This window comes from Aliidiomarina soli (assembly GCF_003986975.1).
GTDB lineage: Bacteria > Pseudomonadota > Gammaproteobacteria > Enterobacterales > Alteromonadaceae > Aliidiomarina > Aliidiomarina soli.
In genome coordinates this window covers 155358-171625 of the sequence record NZ_PIPO01000005.1, presented here as the reverse complement: position 1 = coordinate 171625, position 16268 = coordinate 155358, and the positions used below count along the sequence as shown (strand labels likewise).

At 43.2% G+C, this 16268-nt stretch carries 28 protein-coding genes; 3 read left to right on the top strand and 25 right to left on the bottom strand.

The annotated features are described in order from the left end of the window. Positions 1–7 precede the first annotated feature (7 nt). From CWE14_RS11685 to CWE14_RS11645, 10 genes are all read right to left on the bottom strand, one after another. Positions 8–580 (bottom strand): hypothetical protein, encoded by a 573-nt coding sequence (locus tag CWE14_RS11685; protein ID WP_126799538.1) that lies wholly within the window; start codon positions 578–580, stop codon positions 8–10. A gap of 253 nt (positions 581–833) precedes the next feature. Beyond that, positions 834–1430: a DUF6990 domain-containing protein gene (locus CWE14_RS11680; protein WP_126799537.1), complete on the bottom strand. Its 597-nt coding sequence runs from the start codon at positions 1428–1430 to the stop codon at positions 834–836. Between the two features lie 4 nt (positions 1431–1434). Then, positions 1435–1629, bottom strand: a complete 195-nt coding sequence (locus CWE14_RS11675; protein ID WP_126799536.1) for a hypothetical protein — start codon at positions 1627–1629, stop codon at positions 1435–1437. A 442-nt stretch (positions 1630–2071) separates the two neighbouring features. Continuing rightward, positions 2072–2641 carry a hypothetical protein gene (locus CWE14_RS11670; protein ID WP_126799535.1) on the bottom strand — a complete coding sequence of 190 codons (570 nt, stop codon included), beginning with the start codon at positions 2639–2641 and terminating at the stop codon, positions 2072–2074. Between the two features lie 136 nt (positions 2642–2777). After that, positions 2778–3275, bottom strand: a complete 498-nt coding sequence (locus CWE14_RS11665; protein ID WP_126799534.1) for a hypothetical protein — start codon at positions 3273–3275, stop codon at positions 2778–2780. A gap of 166 nt (positions 3276–3441) precedes the next feature. Beyond that, a complete protein-coding gene (locus tag CWE14_RS11660) occupies positions 3442–3936 on the bottom strand; it encodes a beta/alpha barrel domain-containing protein (protein ID WP_126799533.1) in 495 nt (164 codons plus the stop codon). A gap of 114 nt (positions 3937–4050) precedes the next feature. Next, on the bottom strand, positions 4051–4308 hold the full coding sequence (locus tag CWE14_RS11655; RefSeq protein ID WP_198676589.1) for a hypothetical protein: 258 nt from the start codon (positions 4306–4308) through the stop codon (positions 4051–4053). A gap of 234 nt (positions 4309–4542) precedes the next feature. Further along, positions 4543–4680 carry a hypothetical protein gene (locus tag CWE14_RS14720; protein WP_157981817.1) on the bottom strand — a complete coding sequence of 46 codons (138 nt, stop codon included), beginning with the start codon at positions 4678–4680 and terminating at the stop codon, positions 4543–4545. Positions 4681–4826: 146 nt separating this feature from the next. Continuing rightward, on the bottom strand, positions 4827–5153 hold the full coding sequence (locus CWE14_RS11650) for a hypothetical protein (RefSeq protein ID WP_126799531.1): 327 nt from the start codon (positions 5151–5153) through the stop codon (positions 4827–4829). 198 nt (positions 5154–5351) lie between these two features. Then, complete coding sequence (locus tag CWE14_RS11645; RefSeq protein ID WP_126799530.1) at positions 5352–5558, bottom strand: hypothetical protein; 207 nt, start codon at positions 5556–5558, stop codon at positions 5352–5354. Between the two features lie 489 nt (positions 5559–6047). Here CWE14_RS11645 and CWE14_RS11640 point away from each other — a divergent pair, with 489 nt between their 5' ends. Then, on the top strand, positions 6048–6644 hold the full coding sequence (locus CWE14_RS11640) for a DUF4291 domain-containing protein (RefSeq protein ID WP_198676588.1): 597 nt from the start codon (positions 6048–6050) through the stop codon (positions 6642–6644). Between the two features lie 8 nt (positions 6645–6652). On the opposite strand, the gene CWE14_RS11635 is transcribed toward CWE14_RS11640, so the two are convergent. Both CWE14_RS11635 and CWE14_RS11630 read right to left on the bottom strand, forming a co-directional pair. Then, the gene (locus tag CWE14_RS11635) at positions 6653–6985 is read right to left on the bottom strand and encodes a hypothetical protein (protein WP_126799528.1); all 333 of its coding nucleotides are present in this window, start codon (positions 6983–6985) and stop codon (positions 6653–6655) included. 41 nt (positions 6986–7026) lie between these two features. Continuing rightward, the gene (locus CWE14_RS11630) at positions 7027–7653 is read right to left on the bottom strand and encodes a DUF4272 domain-containing protein (protein WP_126799527.1); all 627 of its coding nucleotides are present in this window, start codon (positions 7651–7653) and stop codon (positions 7027–7029) included. A gap of 446 nt (positions 7654–8099) precedes the next feature. Between CWE14_RS11630 and CWE14_RS14845 the strand changes: the two genes are divergently transcribed. Then, positions 8100–8228, top strand: coding sequence for a hypothetical protein (locus tag CWE14_RS14845; protein ID WP_275065558.1), 129 nt, complete (start codon positions 8100–8102; stop codon positions 8226–8228). A gap of 41 nt (positions 8229–8269) precedes the next feature. On the opposite strand, the gene CWE14_RS11625 is transcribed toward CWE14_RS14845, so the two are convergent. From CWE14_RS11625 to CWE14_RS11580, 10 genes are all read right to left on the bottom strand, one after another. After that, positions 8270–8878 (bottom strand): DUF6990 domain-containing protein, encoded by a 609-nt coding sequence (locus tag CWE14_RS11625; RefSeq protein ID WP_126799526.1) that lies wholly within the window; start codon positions 8876–8878, stop codon positions 8270–8272. 194 nt (positions 8879–9072) lie between these two features. Further along, positions 9073–9279 carry a hypothetical protein gene (locus CWE14_RS11620; protein ID WP_126799525.1) on the bottom strand — a complete coding sequence of 69 codons (207 nt, stop codon included), beginning with the start codon at positions 9277–9279 and terminating at the stop codon, positions 9073–9075. Between the two features lies 1 nt (position 9280). After that, the gene (locus tag CWE14_RS11615; RefSeq protein WP_126799524.1) at positions 9281–9529 is read right to left on the bottom strand and encodes a hypothetical protein; all 249 of its coding nucleotides are present in this window, start codon (positions 9527–9529) and stop codon (positions 9281–9283) included. A gap of 71 nt (positions 9530–9600) precedes the next feature. Next, positions 9601–10233 carry a DUF6990 domain-containing protein gene (locus tag CWE14_RS11610; RefSeq protein ID WP_198676587.1) on the bottom strand — a complete coding sequence of 211 codons (633 nt, stop codon included), beginning with the start codon at positions 10231–10233 and terminating at the stop codon, positions 9601–9603. Between the two features lie 11 nt (positions 10234–10244). After that, entirely contained in the window at positions 10245–10748 is a 504-nt protein-coding gene (locus CWE14_RS11605) for a hypothetical protein (RefSeq protein ID WP_126799523.1), read from the bottom strand. 2 nt (positions 10749–10750) lie between these two features. After that, positions 10751–10972: a hypothetical protein gene (locus CWE14_RS11600; protein ID WP_126799522.1), complete on the bottom strand. Its 222-nt coding sequence runs from the start codon at positions 10970–10972 to the stop codon at positions 10751–10753. Between the two features lie 140 nt (positions 10973–11112). After that, positions 11113–11658, bottom strand: a complete 546-nt coding sequence (locus CWE14_RS11595; protein ID WP_126799521.1) for a hypothetical protein — start codon at positions 11656–11658, stop codon at positions 11113–11115. 270 nt (positions 11659–11928) lie between these two features. Then, entirely contained in the window at positions 11929–12264 is a 336-nt protein-coding gene (locus CWE14_RS11590; RefSeq protein ID WP_126799520.1) for an immunity protein YezG family protein, read from the bottom strand. 102 nt (positions 12265–12366) lie between these two features. Then, positions 12367–12843 (bottom strand): hypothetical protein, encoded by a 477-nt coding sequence (locus CWE14_RS11585; protein ID WP_126799519.1) that lies wholly within the window; start codon positions 12841–12843, stop codon positions 12367–12369. Between the two features lie 200 nt (positions 12844–13043). After that, positions 13044–13637, bottom strand: a complete 594-nt coding sequence (locus CWE14_RS11580; protein WP_126799518.1) for a DUF6990 domain-containing protein — start codon at positions 13635–13637, stop codon at positions 13044–13046. A gap of 98 nt (positions 13638–13735) precedes the next feature. On the opposite strand from CWE14_RS11580, the gene CWE14_RS11575 reads away from it, so the two are divergent. Further along, the gene (locus tag CWE14_RS11575; RefSeq protein WP_126799517.1) at positions 13736–13969 is read left to right on the top strand and encodes a hypothetical protein; all 234 of its coding nucleotides are present in this window, start codon (positions 13736–13738) and stop codon (positions 13967–13969) included. A gap of 173 nt (positions 13970–14142) precedes the next feature. On the opposite strand, the gene CWE14_RS11570 is transcribed toward CWE14_RS11575, so the two are convergent. The 3 genes from CWE14_RS11570 to CWE14_RS11560 form a co-directional block, all read right to left on the bottom strand. Further along, positions 14143–15045 (bottom strand): hypothetical protein, encoded by a 903-nt coding sequence (locus tag CWE14_RS11570; protein ID WP_126799516.1) that lies wholly within the window; start codon positions 15043–15045, stop codon positions 14143–14145. A 215-nt stretch (positions 15046–15260) separates the two neighbouring features. Next, positions 15261–15731 (bottom strand): hypothetical protein, encoded by a 471-nt coding sequence (locus tag CWE14_RS11565; RefSeq protein ID WP_126799515.1) that lies wholly within the window; start codon positions 15729–15731, stop codon positions 15261–15263. Continuing rightward, on the bottom strand, positions 15728–16048 hold the full coding sequence (locus CWE14_RS11560; RefSeq protein ID WP_126799514.1) for a hypothetical protein: 321 nt from the start codon (positions 16046–16048) through the stop codon (positions 15728–15730). The genes CWE14_RS11565 and CWE14_RS11560 overlap by 4 nt, the downstream gene beginning before the upstream one ends. Positions 16049–16268 lie beyond the last annotated feature (220 nt).

Here is a 16268-nt window from a genome sequence, read left to right as displayed (position 1 = left end):
AGGAATATTAGAATTTTTCGGAGATAACGAATTTTTTCTTTTCCACGTCAGTAAGACTGTCAGACAATTGTCGGTAGATCTTAACAGCTGTCTGGTAGTCTTTGTTCTGCCAAGCTTTTTCAGCATCCTTTCTCAACGAACTGTTACACTGTTCTTTCAACCTTCGTCCAACCCATTCGTCTCGGCGTGTTCGCATTTCAGAATAAACGGCTGAATCCCCCCGCAGACAAGCGTCCCCGCAATTTTTTAAAAGCCTCGCAAACTCTTTAATCATAAGTTCAACACCACTCTCTGGACCTTGATGCCAAACCCATGAATGGCAGCACTCTAATAATATAAGGTCGCCTTGTTCAAAGCTGTACGAATTAGCCTGATCGTCTATTCCGATGCGCCCGAAAACGAAGTTGAGTTCAAAACCCGGCTGATCAACGGATAAATTCACATACACATCGCTCGACTGATAGCGCACGCTTCCCGTATCGTTAACTTGCTTTTCAGATATCAATGAAAAGCCATAATCATCTACAAGAAAATAAAAGTAGCGTTTAACAAGATTTACAAATTGCTGCCCATGTATCATCAGAATCAACTCTTAATTTAAAAATCAATCACTTACCGGCTGTCGACAAAACTCGCCGTCAAAAGTCCATCCTCGGTTCCAAAGAATATTCCGCTCCATCCCGGTAAAGGTTTGACGAACTAGCTCTGGGGGTCCCGAGATCATCCATCATCCCCTCGCCCTTGCCGCGCGGCGGCGAACGTCTAGTCTATGCCTTGCTGGCCATCAGCTAGGTAATAGTTGAATTCAGGTTAAAAGATTCTGTATTCAGTAATTAAAAGTCTACCGGAGACACCAACTCACCTGAACGGTACTTTTCTGCCAACGGAATTGCTCGCTCGAAGTATTCTTGCTGAATGATAGGAATGAATTCCATTCGGTCGCCACGCTTGAACGCGTCTAAGTAGCTTTGCAGCTTCTCGACGTCGCCTTTAAGAACACAGGCGATAATATGAGTAAACTGCCAACCGCCCGGGCGATTATAAATCTCGTATTTACGCTTTAACTCCGGCGCAATAACCTCTTCAGTACAGCACTTATTAAACCAATCCAGCGCCATTTGGGTAATTTCCGCTAGATGCGTTTCGGTGACTTCTCCTCCTGTTTCAATAAAAATATTGCCGTCCCCAGTAGTAAATAAATAAGAACCGCCATTATTTTGATAAATATCATTCGTTAGACACTCAAACCAGCGTGGACCCATAGCCGGAGCTACACCAATTATCTGATTACTAGGTACACCTCTTAACTTAGCGTAAAAAATACAGTAACCTGCATCATCGTCTTTAAGAGTAAAACGCCAGTCCCCTCCACCCTCATTGACTGCCGGGTAGCGACTTTTAAAATACTTTATTAATTCGGCTTTCTTCATCACTTTAACCTCCTACGCCTGCTTCTCGTTGTATCACCACCGGAATACCATTCGGGTAACCCGCATCTGCCACTGTCAGACCCGGTTGATATCTAGCACCTATCGCTGCAGCGGCCTGAGGACTCAGCACCCTGTCCGGAGGAATACGATAATCACTCTCTCCAACCCGCTGGAATATAGCAGCTTGCTTCTTGCTCAACCCTACCTTGCCGGTTTTAACTTCAATAAACCCAACTTGGCCGTCGGCATTCCGGTATACAATATCAGGTTTACAATACTGGCCGGCACATCGAACTGACCAGTGGCGATATTCAGGTTCCGACTGGCGTCCAGCGTACTAGCCTGAACTAATATGTGACCGCTTTTTCCGTCTCCGCGGTAACCGCATTAATAGTGTTACCGCTGATTGTGAACCCTACCGAACTGGTCAGTCCCTTGCTGCTGTTAGTTTTGGTAGCGGCAATGCCAAGCTCTAAACTGGCGCTAAAGCAGCAGGCACTGCGAGCCCGGCTTATTTGATTTTTAAAGAGCAATTGCAACGAGCTATGAGCAGGTGTGGCAGTTAATAGCTGAATTCGGGAGTTAGTTGCTTTTACTACGGGATTCTCCATTCCTGCTCCTGATCTCCTCCAAATCCTCTCTTAACCCTCTCTAAGTTTTTCCCCTACTTCTCGCTGCCTTTCTAGCTTCTCTTTCTGAGGATCTGTCAATGTATCCGGGTCATAATAGGAATCTGTCGTAAAAGGAGTAAGGAACTCACACATGCCTTCCCCATCGGCGCAATACAGCATGGATTTTCTTTTCTTCTGCCTAACATTATCTCCAGAAGTAACTAAAACCTCCAACTGATGAATACGCTCCTGCGTCAAAGATATAACGAATTCAAGCCGTTCTCCTCGCCGCAGTTTCGGCAGCTTTTCCTTATTAAGGGGGATATGCTCCTCTAACACATCATCCTCAGCATTGGTCCAGACAACACCAACTGAATCAGGAAGACTTTCGCGACGCCCCCCATTTAATCGTTGCACGGGAAATAGCATCTCTTCGGTAAAGGCCCCTATACAACCACCGCCCCTGATATCCCGGTTCCATATGCCCTTTTCAACACATATCATTTGGTCGCTTATGTTTTGATGTGCAATGTCATAGCTTAGGCTTGAGCATCCCGAAGCAAACAATAGTAGAGCGATAATCAAGCTAAACCTTTTCATTGGGGATTTCTCCTGGTTGACGTACGCTACGGCATGGGGCAGCGGCAGGGGTACAAATGAAGGAACATAAGAACGGCTCCTGAGTGTGTAGCGAACTAGTGGCGATTCTCGTATAACGCCTTATTGGAACCATATTTCAGCCGTAACTTAAATCTGGTAGGTCTTTGAAATTACCCTTCGTAACTAGAACGAAGTTGTCGGCTTCACCAATCTCTGGGATTACCCTTGAGACGTAGTAGTAGACCACATCATCTTCTGAAAAGATCTTCAAAAAATTAAGATCATCACCAGAAAAACTAGTGAAGTCGTCTAAATACAAGTAGAGAGTAGGCGAAACGAAATCATCGATAACATACTCATCAAAATTTGACGCAAAAGTACTTTTCTCACATGCAATAACGACAAAACAAGTAGTAAATAAAAAATTTTCGTCATTTAAAATTTGCTGAACATCTACTAGCAAATCACCGCAATCCTTCAGGGACTTGCAGTCATAACCCAGATTACGCAAGCCAAAAGACATATAGCCATGGCTTAAATCGCTATAATATAGTTGCTTTTCCTTAGCAGACGCCAAGAGAAACGCACTATACTCAGAGTTTACTCTTTCAAAAAAACTATGGTTCAAATCCATTTTGAAATCACCATAAACATAACTGTATCTATTATATTGACCATGTTCCGTAGCTTTCTACTATTCATTTGGTAGCTATCTACCTGGGCACTAAAAAGTCAACTTGGGCTTTTCTACCTTTGCATACAGTTAAAGTGAGCGCGCACCAGCAAAAAGATACTTATTTTCAATTACTGTCTCCTGCGCGTCGACGGCAGAATGAAATAAGCTCCTCCACAGAGTGACACGAATCGATATAGAGAACAGGCTGAATAAAGCCTTCCAAATCATCACTAAGCCATGCTTCATTATCTCTCAAAAGATGAAACCTCACGACAGCTCCATAATCGTCACATGAAATAATCGCCCTGATAATATTCTCCTTATCAAAGTCACGCCAGACAGAGAGCAACGTATCTACAAAGTTTAATGAATACAACAAAAAGTCGCTATCAACATAGTCATCCATATGAATGTGGTTTACGAAACACTCATAGCCCGTACCATCAGGGAAATCCTCTCTCCCAACACGGCCCATAGCATACAAAGCGCGTAGAAACACACACTCGAATTTAATAACAAAACCCTTTGCGATAATTCGATTTAATTTTTTTGGTAGCTTTACTATATCAAACTCAATACTAGATATGGCATCTACCATTTTGTCATTAGCCGAGATCAAAATACCTTTCCTCTTGCATACCGTTTCACATTACTAATAAGCTTTTTAGTCCTTTAGCTACCGGCGCTATCCCCCTGGGGTACCGTCACAGTTAATAGTTGAATTCAGGCAGCATTACTCTTCATTTGAAACAGAGCGTAACTGTGTATAAGCATCCCAATCACGAGGAGCATCTTGGCCAACACTAAACCATGGACATCCTCTTGCTATCCAAACTTTCCTCCATTCCTCATGAGAAACTTTATAATCATCATCTGTTACTCCAAATTGAAATCCACAACATTGGCAGAATTCTGTCGAACCTAACCCGAAACTGTAAGGCTCTACCTTTAACTCTGGATAGCCGCATACAGGACATTGAAATTTCTTCACTCTATTCTCCATACCTTGATTTTTGAATGTCCCATATTTTTGAAAGGCCCATTATTAGAATCACTCACTGAATGTAACGCAGAACGATCTCGGAGGAGCAGCTCTTCCAAATTTATCTTGTAACCAACGACCATTCGCTCGTTTTCTCTTTGCCAATTCATTATACGAGTAGGTGGCTTCACCGCCCACCGTGATAATACCCTCACCGAGGGTAGCCAGCGTTTTGTCCAGGCTCTAACTGTTTTCGTTCTGGTACGTGTAGTTGCTGCTGTGGCTGCGGTTGGTTAAACCGGCAACGTCTAAACTGCCGGTGACCTGAGTATGACCGTCCACATTAATATTGACCGTACCACCGGTGATACTGCTGACCACCGTTTCAGTACCCGAGTAGCGGCCACTGCTGTTTTTTATTCAGTTTTCAAAGAACAATTGCAACGAGCTATGAGCTGGCTTTACAGTTAGTAGTGGAGTTCAGGTTTAATGTCATCTGTTATTAATATTCAGAGTTACTAGTTTCCTTAACCGCCTTGCGACGGGAAAAGAGGCAGGTTCGACGCAAGCAGCTGAAACTGTTCCAACAAAGTCCAATTTCCTCTTTTCTGCAGCAGCAGAACTGCTCTGTTAAATTCTTCCGCACGCACGTACCCCTTCTCAGGAATCATTACATCCACGAATGTTAAACCTCTTTCACGGGTAATCTTAAACTCCCCTAAATTTGATTTAACTTGTGCTACTGAATTTCCAAAATCACTTTCAGAATAAAAACTTACATTAACATCAACGTTATCTGCACAAAAGTACAAAAAAACATCAAATATTTCTGTCTTAAATTTATCTACTGACATTGTTAATCACCCCTGAATTCCATATTAATTACGTCACCCATCCTCATTCACCTGTTCCGAGGGGGCTCAGATCATCCGTAGGACGTTAACGCTCTACCGAGTCCAGCGGTGGTGTTCGGGTTTAATATGCCACAACACTGAACAGAAAAGAGCAATACATTGCACACCCCTGACTGCCCACTAAATGTGCTAATAGACCTACAAATCAACGTTTATCTCTTCCGCAATACCTCTCAACTGAGTCTTCATTTTTTTAACTTGTTCGTGAGTGAATCCTGTCAATGTTGGGAGTTTTTCTCTACTCACCGCCTGAGGAAGCTCTCTAAGAGCTTCTCTGAGGAAGTTAAACTCACTTACGCTCATTGAAAGAGACACTTCATCATTTCTAAATTCAATTAATTTCATCACGAATCTCCATCCACGATTCTAAAAGGTACAGTGGACTTAGGTAAGTCATCAATATACTCGTTCTATTCTTGGGGGGTAGGTCAAACAATATCATTAATTTTAATAGCCATTTCTATTCTCACTTATTCACTCGGGCGTTGGTTAGTCTTGGGACAAAAGAGCCTGGGATCGTAAATCGAGCTCCGTGAACAACGTGGCGTTTCTAAAACCGGCACACCAGAAGCTCATCGCATCTAGGTTTTCCGCCGACAGGTATTCATTGCACAGCAACTCCACCCAGAGGTAAGCTATGACCCTGGTATTCGATTAGGACACCAAGATGACAGCTTCTGACAAGATCTTTTACAAAGCCTTGGAACAGCGTTACCCCAACTCCAGGCTACAACAACAGATAGAACAGACTGGCTCGATGCCCCCGAGTAAACAAGAGCTTATTTCCGAGATGCTGGAAGCTTTAATTGTTCGGCAAAGTGCGAGGGGATTATCATGAACATTCCCCATCAACAAGTTCGCGCTGTCTATGACGATAAAACGATTCGTGTTTACCAAGCGTATAGCGATGCTATTGCGAGTTCCGCGCTAGAACACGGAACTTTTGTTTCTCCTCCTTTTAAGATGGACCGTATGACCTGGATTAAACCATCGTTTCTTTGGATGATGTACCGCTCTGGCTGGGGGAAAAAAGATAGTGGCCAAAAACGTATTTTAGCCATTGATATTTTAAGAGAAGGATTTGATTGGGCGCTTGAGCACAGTTTACTTAGCCATGAAGCCAAGAACTACACCGACAAGGAAGAATGGCAAAAAGTTAAAAGAAACACTCCCGTTCGCATCCAATGGGACCCCGAACGGGATTTGCATTTACAACCATTGAAACACCGAGCTATACAGATCGGGCTATCTAATGAAGCTGTACCACTCTATGTTAACAAGTGGATTCAGAACATTACTGACGTTACCCTGCTCGCATCAGAGATATATTCATTTATTAAGGCCAACCAATTAGATAACGCCCAGCGATTGCTACCCAATGAACGACCTTACCCGTTGAATGAACAACTCAATAAAAAGCTAAAAAATTAATCGCTAGATCACGGGAGACCTGGATAATTTTCGCCGATAATATCTATTCCTGACGACCTCAACAACTGCTTGAAAGCATCAATCCGCTCAGGAATCATCCCTATATTTACTACGATAATGGCTTCAGAGCCAAAAGTTCTGTAACCCCACCACAGCCACCCTCTATCTCGGATCGCATCCAGCCAAGACAAGAATTCCCATGGCAGAGAATCCCATTGACTTTGTGTGGTTTCTGCAAGTAGCTTATGGGATTGCTCTTTGGTCAGCTCTGGAATGCTTTCTTTTATCCATGACGGCATTAAGTCGCGCCACTCATCATCATGGTTCAAATCCATTTTCAATCAGGCTGCTGGCCTAGTCTTCCCCATTTGACGGGAGATAACTATGTATCGAGAACAATGTCATCCCAGTCCTCGTTTGATACAACCCATTCTAGCGCACGCCGACGCTCACGTATAACTAATGGTGGGACCTTACCAGGCATAGGTCTCCCTGCCAGTTCTGCATCCCTAATCGCCCAATGCAGGCAATATGCAAGGTCCAAGGACGCGACTACTTCCTCTACTTTCCTTGCCGCCGCAGCTTCTTTAAACTCAATCGAGGGAGCCCCTTCCTTTAAGTCAGGAAGAAGTGAGCTTAGGCCGTCCGAACATGAATCAGAAAAATCCAAATTATCGTGGAAACTAGTTATCCACGTCATTACCCATAGGGATTCTACCTGCCACTGGAATAGGGGTTTATTTCCGTCAGACTTACCTTGCAGGTACCGAACCTCTGAACCTGCAAGATAACCGTAAATTCCCTCTTGCTTCAACCACTCCACCGCCCTGTCCTTTTGGAAACCATAAGAGCAGGCCACAGACGCATGTAAGCACAGCGTTCGATTAACCAGGGCATCGATAGGTCGCAAACGTTCTACCGGTTCGAGCAGGGGTAAATTGGGGTTAGTTGGATAACCCAAAGCTTTCGCTACTCGCTGGCTGGATTGTCGTATCTCACGTAAACTCATTTACTACTCCCATAGCTAAGACCGTAGCCACCTTGTCTATTTGATCCCCAATGTAACGCGTCTTGAAGCAAAGGATTTCTATGCTCGGTTCGCTGAAGAAGTTGCATTACTCCGGGACTGTCGGTCGAATGATGCCATTCGGTTCCTGGTGGATTAAGCAAGCGAACACCAGAACCTGATTGCATATGACGAAGTACATATGTACCGAACATATCATCCGTCAGTTGGCGGAATTGACTGTCTGACAACAACTCGGCGTAATTATTGTTAGCCGCATTCCGGTGAGCTGGGCGGCGAGTGCCACTGAGAGGGATCTAAGCCAAGACCTCATAATGTTTAAAGTTTGTACGGTCTTCTCCAGTTAACGGGCTTGCAATACTAGTGGTTGGGACAGTTCCACCAACATCTAAGTTACCAGGGCGCGAGAATTCTCCATGAGGGTTCGTGTGATAGAAATCACTTTCCCGACCACCATCAAACAGATCGCTATCGGAGGAACGGGTTATATTGGAGCCGCTATTCCCTCGCCGCGCGGCGGCGAACGTATCATCTATGCCTTGCTGGCCATCAGCTAGGTAATAGTTGAATTCAGGTTAAAAGATTCTGTATTCAGTAATTAAAAGTCTACCGGAGACACCAACTCACCTGAACGGTACTTCTCTGCCAGCGGAATCGCTCGCTCGAAATACTCTTGTTGAATGATAGGAATGAATTCCATGCGATCACCGCGTTTGAAGGCGTCTAAGTAGCTTTGCAGCTTCTCGACGTCGCCTTTAAGGACACAGGCGATAATATGAGTAAACTGCCACCTTGCAGGCGGTAAACAAACATTCTTTTCATAACACTGTGTTATGTTTGCAGCAATGACATCTGGCTGTATCTGTTCTTTGAACCATTCGAAGCAATAATCAATCATCATATCAATATGCTCTTCTTCCAAAATCCCACTGTCGGAATAATAGTGATACTGCTTTCCAACAGAAAAAGGGCGGACAAACCCATCTTTACCCTGAAATAACTCCAGGTACAACTTCCTGTGCCACGGTACATTCATCGAAGGCAAGGCCAACAACAGTTGACGTTGAGGGGTTCCGCTTAGTCCTACCATAACTGCGAGTTCGCCCTCGTCACTGTCACTGTCTTTAAGAGTAAACTCCCAGTCACTACCAAACTTCTCAGCTTTATATTTACTCTTTAGGTACTTAATCATTTCTGCTTTTTTCATTCTAAGCCCCTAGTCCCGGCTCTCGTCTAATCACCACCGGAATACTATTTGGGTAACCCGCCTCAGACAACGTTTGGCCTCTCTCCAACCCAAGTCCCCTCATTTTTGATAAATTGGGCTCCCATCTGGTGTTTCGTAGCCGGAGACAACTTACTCAAGCTGCCAAAACTTGATTGACACAAATATTAAACATCTTATCTCACCGAATAATACAGATCTGTCATATAGCTTTTAACTGACTCAGGTAATTTTCCCGCTCTAGCTTGCTCATTAAGCCAAGTGAAAGCTACTTTAGCATCCCCGTTGGTAACCAGTTCATCGAATTTGCCCAATAAAGAACTGTTTTCATATTCCAATTCCGATTTTATATCTAACAAAATCTTTCTCTGCATGCTATTCATATCACCCACCTTCCGCGGCACTCAGGTCCAGCCCCAACCCTGTATACGCAGAGGCTCGCTCGCTTTGCAAAAAGTCTATCGCACTATCCAGATCGACATCATACCCAAACGGCTGCTCGCGCTCATTCTTCGAATAGGCTTGTTCACCACGGTTCATCGTTGCGGCAAGCGTCCCGTCTATCCCTTGCTGGCCTTCGGCATAACTCTGGCTTGGCTCCTCCGGATTGGCCGCAGTGGCTAATTTAGGCATGACTTACTTGATAGTTGAATTCAGGATCGATTTTTTCCGTATGTAGTCTTTCTCATATTACCCCTCTTAGTTCAGGATTCTATTTCCTTACCGGTAAACATTAGCGCCCGCGATATCATATCAACAGTAATATATGGTACAAAGTCAAGCCTATCTCCTTTTTCAAAGCTGTCTTTATAACGTTGCAATGAATATACGTCATCAAATACGGATAACGACGCCAGGTGCCTCAATGGCCTTGCCCCTTTTGCGTTCGTTGGCATATTTCTATAATTTTCTAAAGCTTCAATTATATTTTGAGATAAGGCCCATTCAATTGCCTCTTTAGATAATTTATCAATATCACTCTGATCGGGATGCTTTATTTTTTTGACAGGAAAATTACTAACCACAATTGGTTCAAATTCCACATCTCGACCTATAATAAACGAAACTGCATCTGAGAATTTTTCAGTCGAAATGGAGGGCGCAAGTGAAACTCGGAAATGATCCGAACGTTTAGATAGTGACGGTATAATCTGTATTATTCTGTCATCGATTTTGGTCAAGCAGAAGACATCGCCGACTTCGTCTTTACTACAGAACCAGCCTAGCTCGATAAGAGTCTTAACTAAATCATCTGTTCTCATCAATTTGCTCCGGATCCAAGCAGCGCGGTCTAATCCATCACACTTCTCACGGGAGGAATTGCTTTCGTCCATCATAATGTTCACCGCTAACTACTTAATAATAGCTTTTTATTAAATTCAACATCGCCCTCCGCGTAGATGTGCAATACCACCTCAAAAAACGCTCTATTAAGCCGAGTATTCACACACTTCCAATCCATCATCGAGTACTTAGAAACTAGTTGCATCAAAGCTTTGGAAGCAACAAAATAAATATACATCGATCTATCATTCTGACTTGGCCCTAGGTTCATATAATGCCTGCACAAATTTTCAGGTCCTTCATAACTGAGTCCGTCAGGACAGGTATCGACTTCTAACAAACCTGATTTCAAGTTTCTGTATAGGAATTCAACGGACGCAGCCCACCAAAGGCTATTATCCTTAGCGTACTGCCCTCCCGCATATCCGCCCATAGCATCTACAACATTGAAATTCTCCAAGCATGAATAAATCAATGTACTTTGGTACTGTGAGCATAAATCAATCATATAACCATCAGCCTCTCGGAAATTTGAATCTTGACCCAGTGACGTGCGGTCGGTCACCATTCCTATAGCTCATCAATTTTATTTAAGATAAGAACAAAACAATCAGCCTCACCCACTAATTTAATATACCCTTTGTCCTCCAAGGATTGTAAAAAACCAACCTCATCGCTTCCCAATTCGCCATCGAATATTTTCTTTACATTCTCTTCAGACCATTTCGTAAAACCTTCTGAGTAAAACCTATTAAATCCAGACTTAATAAGTTGTCTTCTTTCTGTATTCAACGCTACTATTCCTTGTAAGGCCCTTTATGTTAATAAAGATAATCAATACAGTAGTTACGATCACTCCCGCTGCTAATACGATTAAGCTTCCGCACCAACGGATTCCTAAGCTTTTGCGGTCGTGATAAGATCTATCGTAGTCACGGTAGATTATTTAAATCAATGCTAGGATTATGCAGGAATTTTTCCATAACGTCTTTTTTAGAATGAAATATCCTTCCGTAATCCGAACCTGGAAAATCAGCCAGAAAATTAGTATCTATCATGCTTAACTGCTTGAATAATTCTTTCCCCTTAAATTCATTAAGTTTAAAGTAATGAGGGGGAAGCGAATTCATTTGGACGCATCTAATACCGGCACTACGGTGGAAAGACTCGTTTTTTAATGCCTCTTTAAATTCCCCTGTACTCATAATGAAATCAAAAGAAACCCCCATGTCTCTTACTTTAACTTTGTTAGGCTCAGTAACTGCAGACAATGGTAAGCATAGATCAAACCAAGGGTCCTTTTTCTCTGCCTGATAACCACGCATATCATGTATGAAATGTCGAATTACCCAAACGTAACGATATGAATCATCCAGAAAGTACTTAAGAGACTTAGAACTTGGAAAGTCAAGAACGGTTAAGCAGAAGCCATCTTCCACATCGGAAATCTTATTAATTTTTTCTTTTAATAAATCCATTTAATCACCATTATAGTTATGACGTCTAAGCTTACACCGTCGCTCACCCGGCTCGTACCCGCCCCCATACTCTCCTATGTCAGGAGGTGTATTATCCAATTCCGTCGCGCCCGGCGCACTGGATATTGGATTAGGCATTGCCGTGATGGGTGGTTCATCCGCAACCGGGTACCCACCACTGCTGCCCAGATTGCCAGAATAGAAGTCGTTAACAAACTCATTGACGGTATTGTCTATATAAGCCCTATCTTCGATTTGTGAGCGATACGGCTACTTTTTCTTATACTCAAAATCAACTTTGGCTTTGCCATCTTCACCAATGGTCAAAATGAACGCGTACCAGTCGCCACTCGTATGTTTTTTCATCTCTTCATGTAACGTAGAAACAAGAGCACCTATTTTTTTACTTTCAGGATAAGCTAAAGCTGCCGATTTTTCTTCGCCATGTCTGGTGTAAGAAAACTTTGAGCCAATCGATATGCTTCCGTCTGATGAGCTACTAAAGTAAAAACGGCAACTAAGTTTCTCATAGCCCGTTTCTGCACTCATATGCATTATTCTACACAGTTCATCTAATATACGATTTTGAGATTCAATAATATTCACAAATTAACCTCCAGGAGCATTTCGGAATTCACGTGTAAAAACTTCCCCGTTAACAATGCATTCTACATTGAGAGAGTCTGGTCTCGGCGAATCAGGGTTTGATCAATTCGATTTATACCAAGCAATAAACCCTTCAGGATCGTTATTCCAATTCAGAGTCTCTTCAATTTTTCTTAGCAAACCTGAAGACGATAACCGGTAAACCTCATCAATTTGGTCACAATTAAGCTCGAATACAATCGCCCAGTTATCTAATTTTTTCAGTAGTTGAGAAAGAAACTGCTTAAGAGGCACTTCGGCCATTACTCCATCACCTCGATTAATTGCATCTTCCCAAGCACCAAGAGCCTCCTGTTCAAGAGAGAGATAAATCCAATCAGACACATCCAAATCTTTTGGAAGATACCGAGTTATATGCTCTGGTATGGGTCGCCTGGTAAAAGTGACACTCCCTATCCCCTTATACTTAGGTGGATCTTGACTAAATTGCTCATCACCCCAACCAATAAGCTCCTCACTCAACAGAGATCCTTCATTCGTTAAAACTTCTGGAATGATCAAATCAAAACAAACTTCCATATTCCTTACAGACCTTTATTGACTAAAAGGAGATCCATATCCGCCTCGCCTAATCCAACCATTAACGCCCCAGATTAATGTTAGTTATAGGCTCAAGATAGAACGCCACCTAACGGTGGTAGGGCAACGAAATATCGCGCTTTTAAAGTAGCAAGTAAAACTATCCGTTATAGCGGAGGCAATTGCAGAAGGGGACTGGGCTAAAACCGGACCGGAGAGATTAGCTCACCTGAACGGTACTTTTCTGCCAGCGGAATCGCTCGCTCAAAGTATTCTTGCTGAATGAGAGGAATGAATTCCATTCGGTCGCCACGCTTGAACGCGTCTAAGTAGCTTTGCAGCTTCTCGACGTCGCCTTTAACGATACAGGCGATAATATGAGTATACTGCCAACCACCTGGGCGATTATAAATCTCGTATTTACGCTTTAACTCCGGCGCAATAACCTCCTCAGTATTACACTGATGAAACCAGTCCAGTGCCATCTGCGTTAGCTCTGCTAAATGCGCTTCTGTGATTTCACCCTCCGTCTCAATGAAGACATTGCCATCGCCGGTACTAAACAGGAAGCCAGCTTCCTTTGCAAGAAGAGCACTCATCAAAGTTCTATACCACCGAGGTGCCATAACTAAACTAACACCGACAATTTCTTTCCGGGTTCTGCCACGTAGTTTGGGACGCATATGAGCATAACCCACGTCATCATCTTTGAGGGTAAACCGCCAATCTCCTCCTCCCTCATTCACCGCCGGATAGCGATTTTTAAAATACTTAATCAGTTCTGCTTTTTTCATTCTAATCTCCTTGCATCCTTGGCCTTTCCGAATTCAGAACAAGTACTAACCTGAATGTTCGCGCCAGAGGGCGTGAAGTAGTCCTGCGTATTGCCGATGTGTTCGCGCACATAGCTTTCACCATCCCCGATACCGATGAGCGACACACTGCTCTCGATGATACCCATGGATGCACTGCCGAGGACTTGGGTACATTTGCCATCTTACGCTATCTGCTTTCTGCCCTCTTCACTCAGCAATTGGTGGTCGACCTCGCCAATAGCGGCCAGGGTTTTATCCAGGCTCTGACTGCTTTCGTTCTGGGCGGTGTAGTTGCTGCTGTTAAGCGCTAACTCGGCGTCACTTTGGCTCGGATCCCCCGCGTCGGCAGCATCACTTAGCCCGACACTGGCATTGACCCCGATGCTCTGGTTGCTGCTGTCGGTCTGTCCTCATGACCTTGGTAAACTAGCAACACGTTCATCTATGGAGAAACCTGGCTCGCCTCCATGAAGTTCCTCATTTACTACCCTTCGAATCTACTAGCATATGGCATGAAATCAAATCGCCCTTCTCTACGCATTAGTACATGGTGACAGTATTTGTCGATGGCTTCTACTGGTTCAATCAGCACCATTAGATTATCAATATCACCATCACGGATGTAGTAGATGACGCCATCCTGAATATGGTTTTTCACAAAGAAAACGTCGCCTTCTTTACCACTTAGTGTGGGACGAGTATCAAGAAATATCATAAGTTTATTGTATGGGTCAGATTTACGCTTAGGCTGACAATCAGGAAACCATTCATGTAACAGTTCAAGTTTCTTTTTCAGACGTAATTTACTTAAGTATCCGTCAATCGACTGCCACGGCCTCTTGATAGGAAATGGCAACAATCTCGTATAAATACCTTGTGCTGGAGACTCAGGTATATTCAATCCATCAAAGCGACCGTAGTAGGATTGGCTAATTTCGAAAGGCAAGCTTAAATGCCGTTCTTCGCAAACAGTAGGCTTTCCCCATTTTTTTGTTAAATTTACGTTGCCTTTTTCAATGTTATCTCTGTAGTTAGCATCATCCGGATTTCTCCCTATGGGGCTTCGGTATACCCCCAAGATGAAATTATTAATTTCTAGCCCGCAATTAAAATAATAATCGTCGTTGGGATTAGTTTTATCCCAACGCTCCGCTGGTCTTCCATACAGAAACAATTTACCTTTTGATAAAATATCGCCTGTCAGTGGTTGATGCTTCGATGTATATTCGAATAACCACTCAGCACCCTTTTCAAGCGCGGTCAAATAATCACCACGCCGATACCCTCCTAATCCCTGCTCTAAAATGTACAATACACGACTAGGTAGTTCTTCAGGTGTCGTCGCAATAAAACTTGAAAAATCCTCAATATCTTCAAAAGTAATCATGATCCACCGTCAGACTTAGTGCTTTTAACCGCAAGTATAAACGCTCAAGATATCATATCCACTGTAATATAACCCGAATTCACCTATAAACTCCAACACCCGCTCATAGCTCGTTGCAATTGCTCATTAAAAAATACGTCTGGCTGAATGACCAGCAAATGGCCCCCGGATATAAGTATTACAGTCAATGTGTGCTAAAAGTGATGATTACAGCCTCATGACTTACGCTTTTGCTCCTCATCTGATTCCTCTGGCACCATCACATGTTTTTTAGGTAAAACAAAATAGGCCATAAGCAAGGAAGATAAAGAAGCTAATGCAAAGAATATATGAAAAACGTTGGTTAGCTTCCACTCCACATATACATCGCCCCAAATGATAGCGAGCCACAAATGAGCAACAAAGCCACCAGTGAATGTAACTAACAAGTAGCTAAACCATGTTTTGTGAAGTTTTAATACTGAGTAAAAGACTCCAGCGATAAAGGCTGGAAAGCAAAAAAGTAAAAACCCAGAAATACCCATTAAAGCAGAAAAACTAAACACAAAGGTGACCGAGGAAACATTTGTATCCTTTTCAAAAAGAGTAATTATCCCTGCAAAAAAAACCCAACAAATACCGACTATAGCAGGAATTAATGTAAAAAAAACAATCACCCTTTTATAGGGGTAATGAGTATAACTCATGGCCGACACCCTTGGGTCTCTGAATGACCTAGAAGCTTACAACCAAACCGTACTGTTGACTCATAATTCAAAATATCAATACCCCCTTCTATAGTTTGGTCTTGAGCAGTTGGTAAAAGTCTAACTGGATTCCATGCTGCTTCACTATCTGTAAAGAAGTTACTAAGACCGATAAAGACGCTTCGATCCCCCAAGTATTTTTTATGCACTGGCTGCAAGACCTGTTGCTCATTTCTTAATTGATTAATATCCCAGGCCACCGGGTCAGTAACATCCTGGTTGTACAAAGCTTTAAAATTGTCAAAACCAGCATTCATAAGCTCGTTAGCTGCCTCGCTACGCCATTCGTATATTTCTGAGCTGGTAAACGGATTGTACGTTGATGGGAATGTAAGAGCACCCGCACCAAATGTTAGCCAAGATGCGTTGCCATGCACCCCAAGCCAATATTCTGCTTATAATGCACCGGCATGACGCAGCGCATCCAGCACTTCCTTCGTGATAAAGCAGCCGTCACTGTCCTTTGCCAATTGCTCA

Excerpts from the sequence above, each read along its gene's own strand:
- CWE14_RS11685 (WP_126799538.1), bottom strand. The coding sequence starts at position 580 with ATGATACATGGGCAGCAATTTGTAAATCTTGTTAAACGCTACTTTTAT.
- CWE14_RS11680 (WP_126799537.1), bottom strand. The coding sequence starts at position 1,430 with ATGAAGAAAGCCGAATTAATAAAGTATTTTAAAAGTCGCTACCCGGCA.
- CWE14_RS11670 (WP_126799535.1), bottom strand. The coding sequence starts at position 2,641 with ATGAAAAGGTTTAGCTTGATTATCGCTCTACTATTGTTTGCTTCGGGA.
- CWE14_RS11665 (WP_126799534.1), bottom strand. The coding sequence starts at position 3,275 with ATGGATTTGAACCATAGTTTTTTTGAAAGAGTAAACTCTGAGTATAGT.
- CWE14_RS11650 (WP_126799531.1), bottom strand. The coding sequence starts at position 5,153 with ATGTCAGTAGATAAATTTAAGACAGAAATATTTGATGTTTTTTTGTAC.
- CWE14_RS11645 (WP_126799530.1), bottom strand. The coding sequence starts at position 5,558 with ATGAAATTAATTGAATTTAGAAATGATGAAGTGTCTCTTTCAATGAGC.
- CWE14_RS11640 (WP_198676588.1), top strand. The coding sequence starts at position 6,048 with ATGAACATTCCCCATCAACAAGTTCGCGCTGTCTATGACGATAAAACG.
- CWE14_RS11630 (WP_126799527.1), bottom strand. The coding sequence starts at position 7,653 with ATGAGTTTACGTGAGATACGACAATCCAGCCAGCGAGTAGCGAAAGCT.
- CWE14_RS11625 (WP_126799526.1), bottom strand. The coding sequence starts at position 8,878 with ATGAAAAAAGCAGAAATGATTAAGTACCTAAAGAGTAAATATAAAGCT.
- CWE14_RS11620 (WP_126799525.1), bottom strand. The coding sequence starts at position 9,279 with ATGAATAGCATGCAGAGAAAGATTTTGTTAGATATAAAATCGGAATTG.
- CWE14_RS11615 (WP_126799524.1), bottom strand. The coding sequence starts at position 9,529 with ATGCCTAAATTAGCCACTGCGGCCAATCCGGAGGAGCCAAGCCAGAGT.
- CWE14_RS11610 (WP_198676587.1), bottom strand. The coding sequence starts at position 10,233 with ATGATGGACGAAAGCAATTCCTCCCGTGAGAAGTGTGATGGATTAGAC.
- CWE14_RS11605 (WP_126799523.1), bottom strand. The coding sequence starts at position 10,748 with ATGGTGACCGACCGCACGTCACTGGGTCAAGATTCAAATTTCCGAGAG.
- CWE14_RS11595 (WP_126799521.1), bottom strand. The coding sequence starts at position 11,658 with ATGGATTTATTAAAAGAAAAAATTAATAAGATTTCCGATGTGGAAGAT.
- CWE14_RS11585 (WP_126799519.1), bottom strand. The coding sequence starts at position 12,843 with ATGGAAGTTTGTTTTGATTTGATCATTCCAGAAGTTTTAACGAATGAA.
- CWE14_RS11580 (WP_126799518.1), bottom strand. The coding sequence starts at position 13,637 with ATGAAAAAAGCAGAACTGATTAAGTATTTTAAAAATCGCTATCCGGCG.
- CWE14_RS11570 (WP_126799516.1), bottom strand. The coding sequence starts at position 15,045 with ATGATTACTTTTGAAGATATTGAGGATTTTTCAAGTTTTATTGCGACG.
- CWE14_RS11565 (WP_126799515.1), bottom strand. The coding sequence starts at position 15,731 with ATGAGTTATACTCATTACCCCTATAAAAGGGTGATTGTTTTTTTTACA.
- CWE14_RS11560 (WP_126799514.1), bottom strand. The coding sequence starts at position 16,048 with ATGAATGCTGGTTTTGACAATTTTAAAGCTTTGTACAACCAGGATGTT.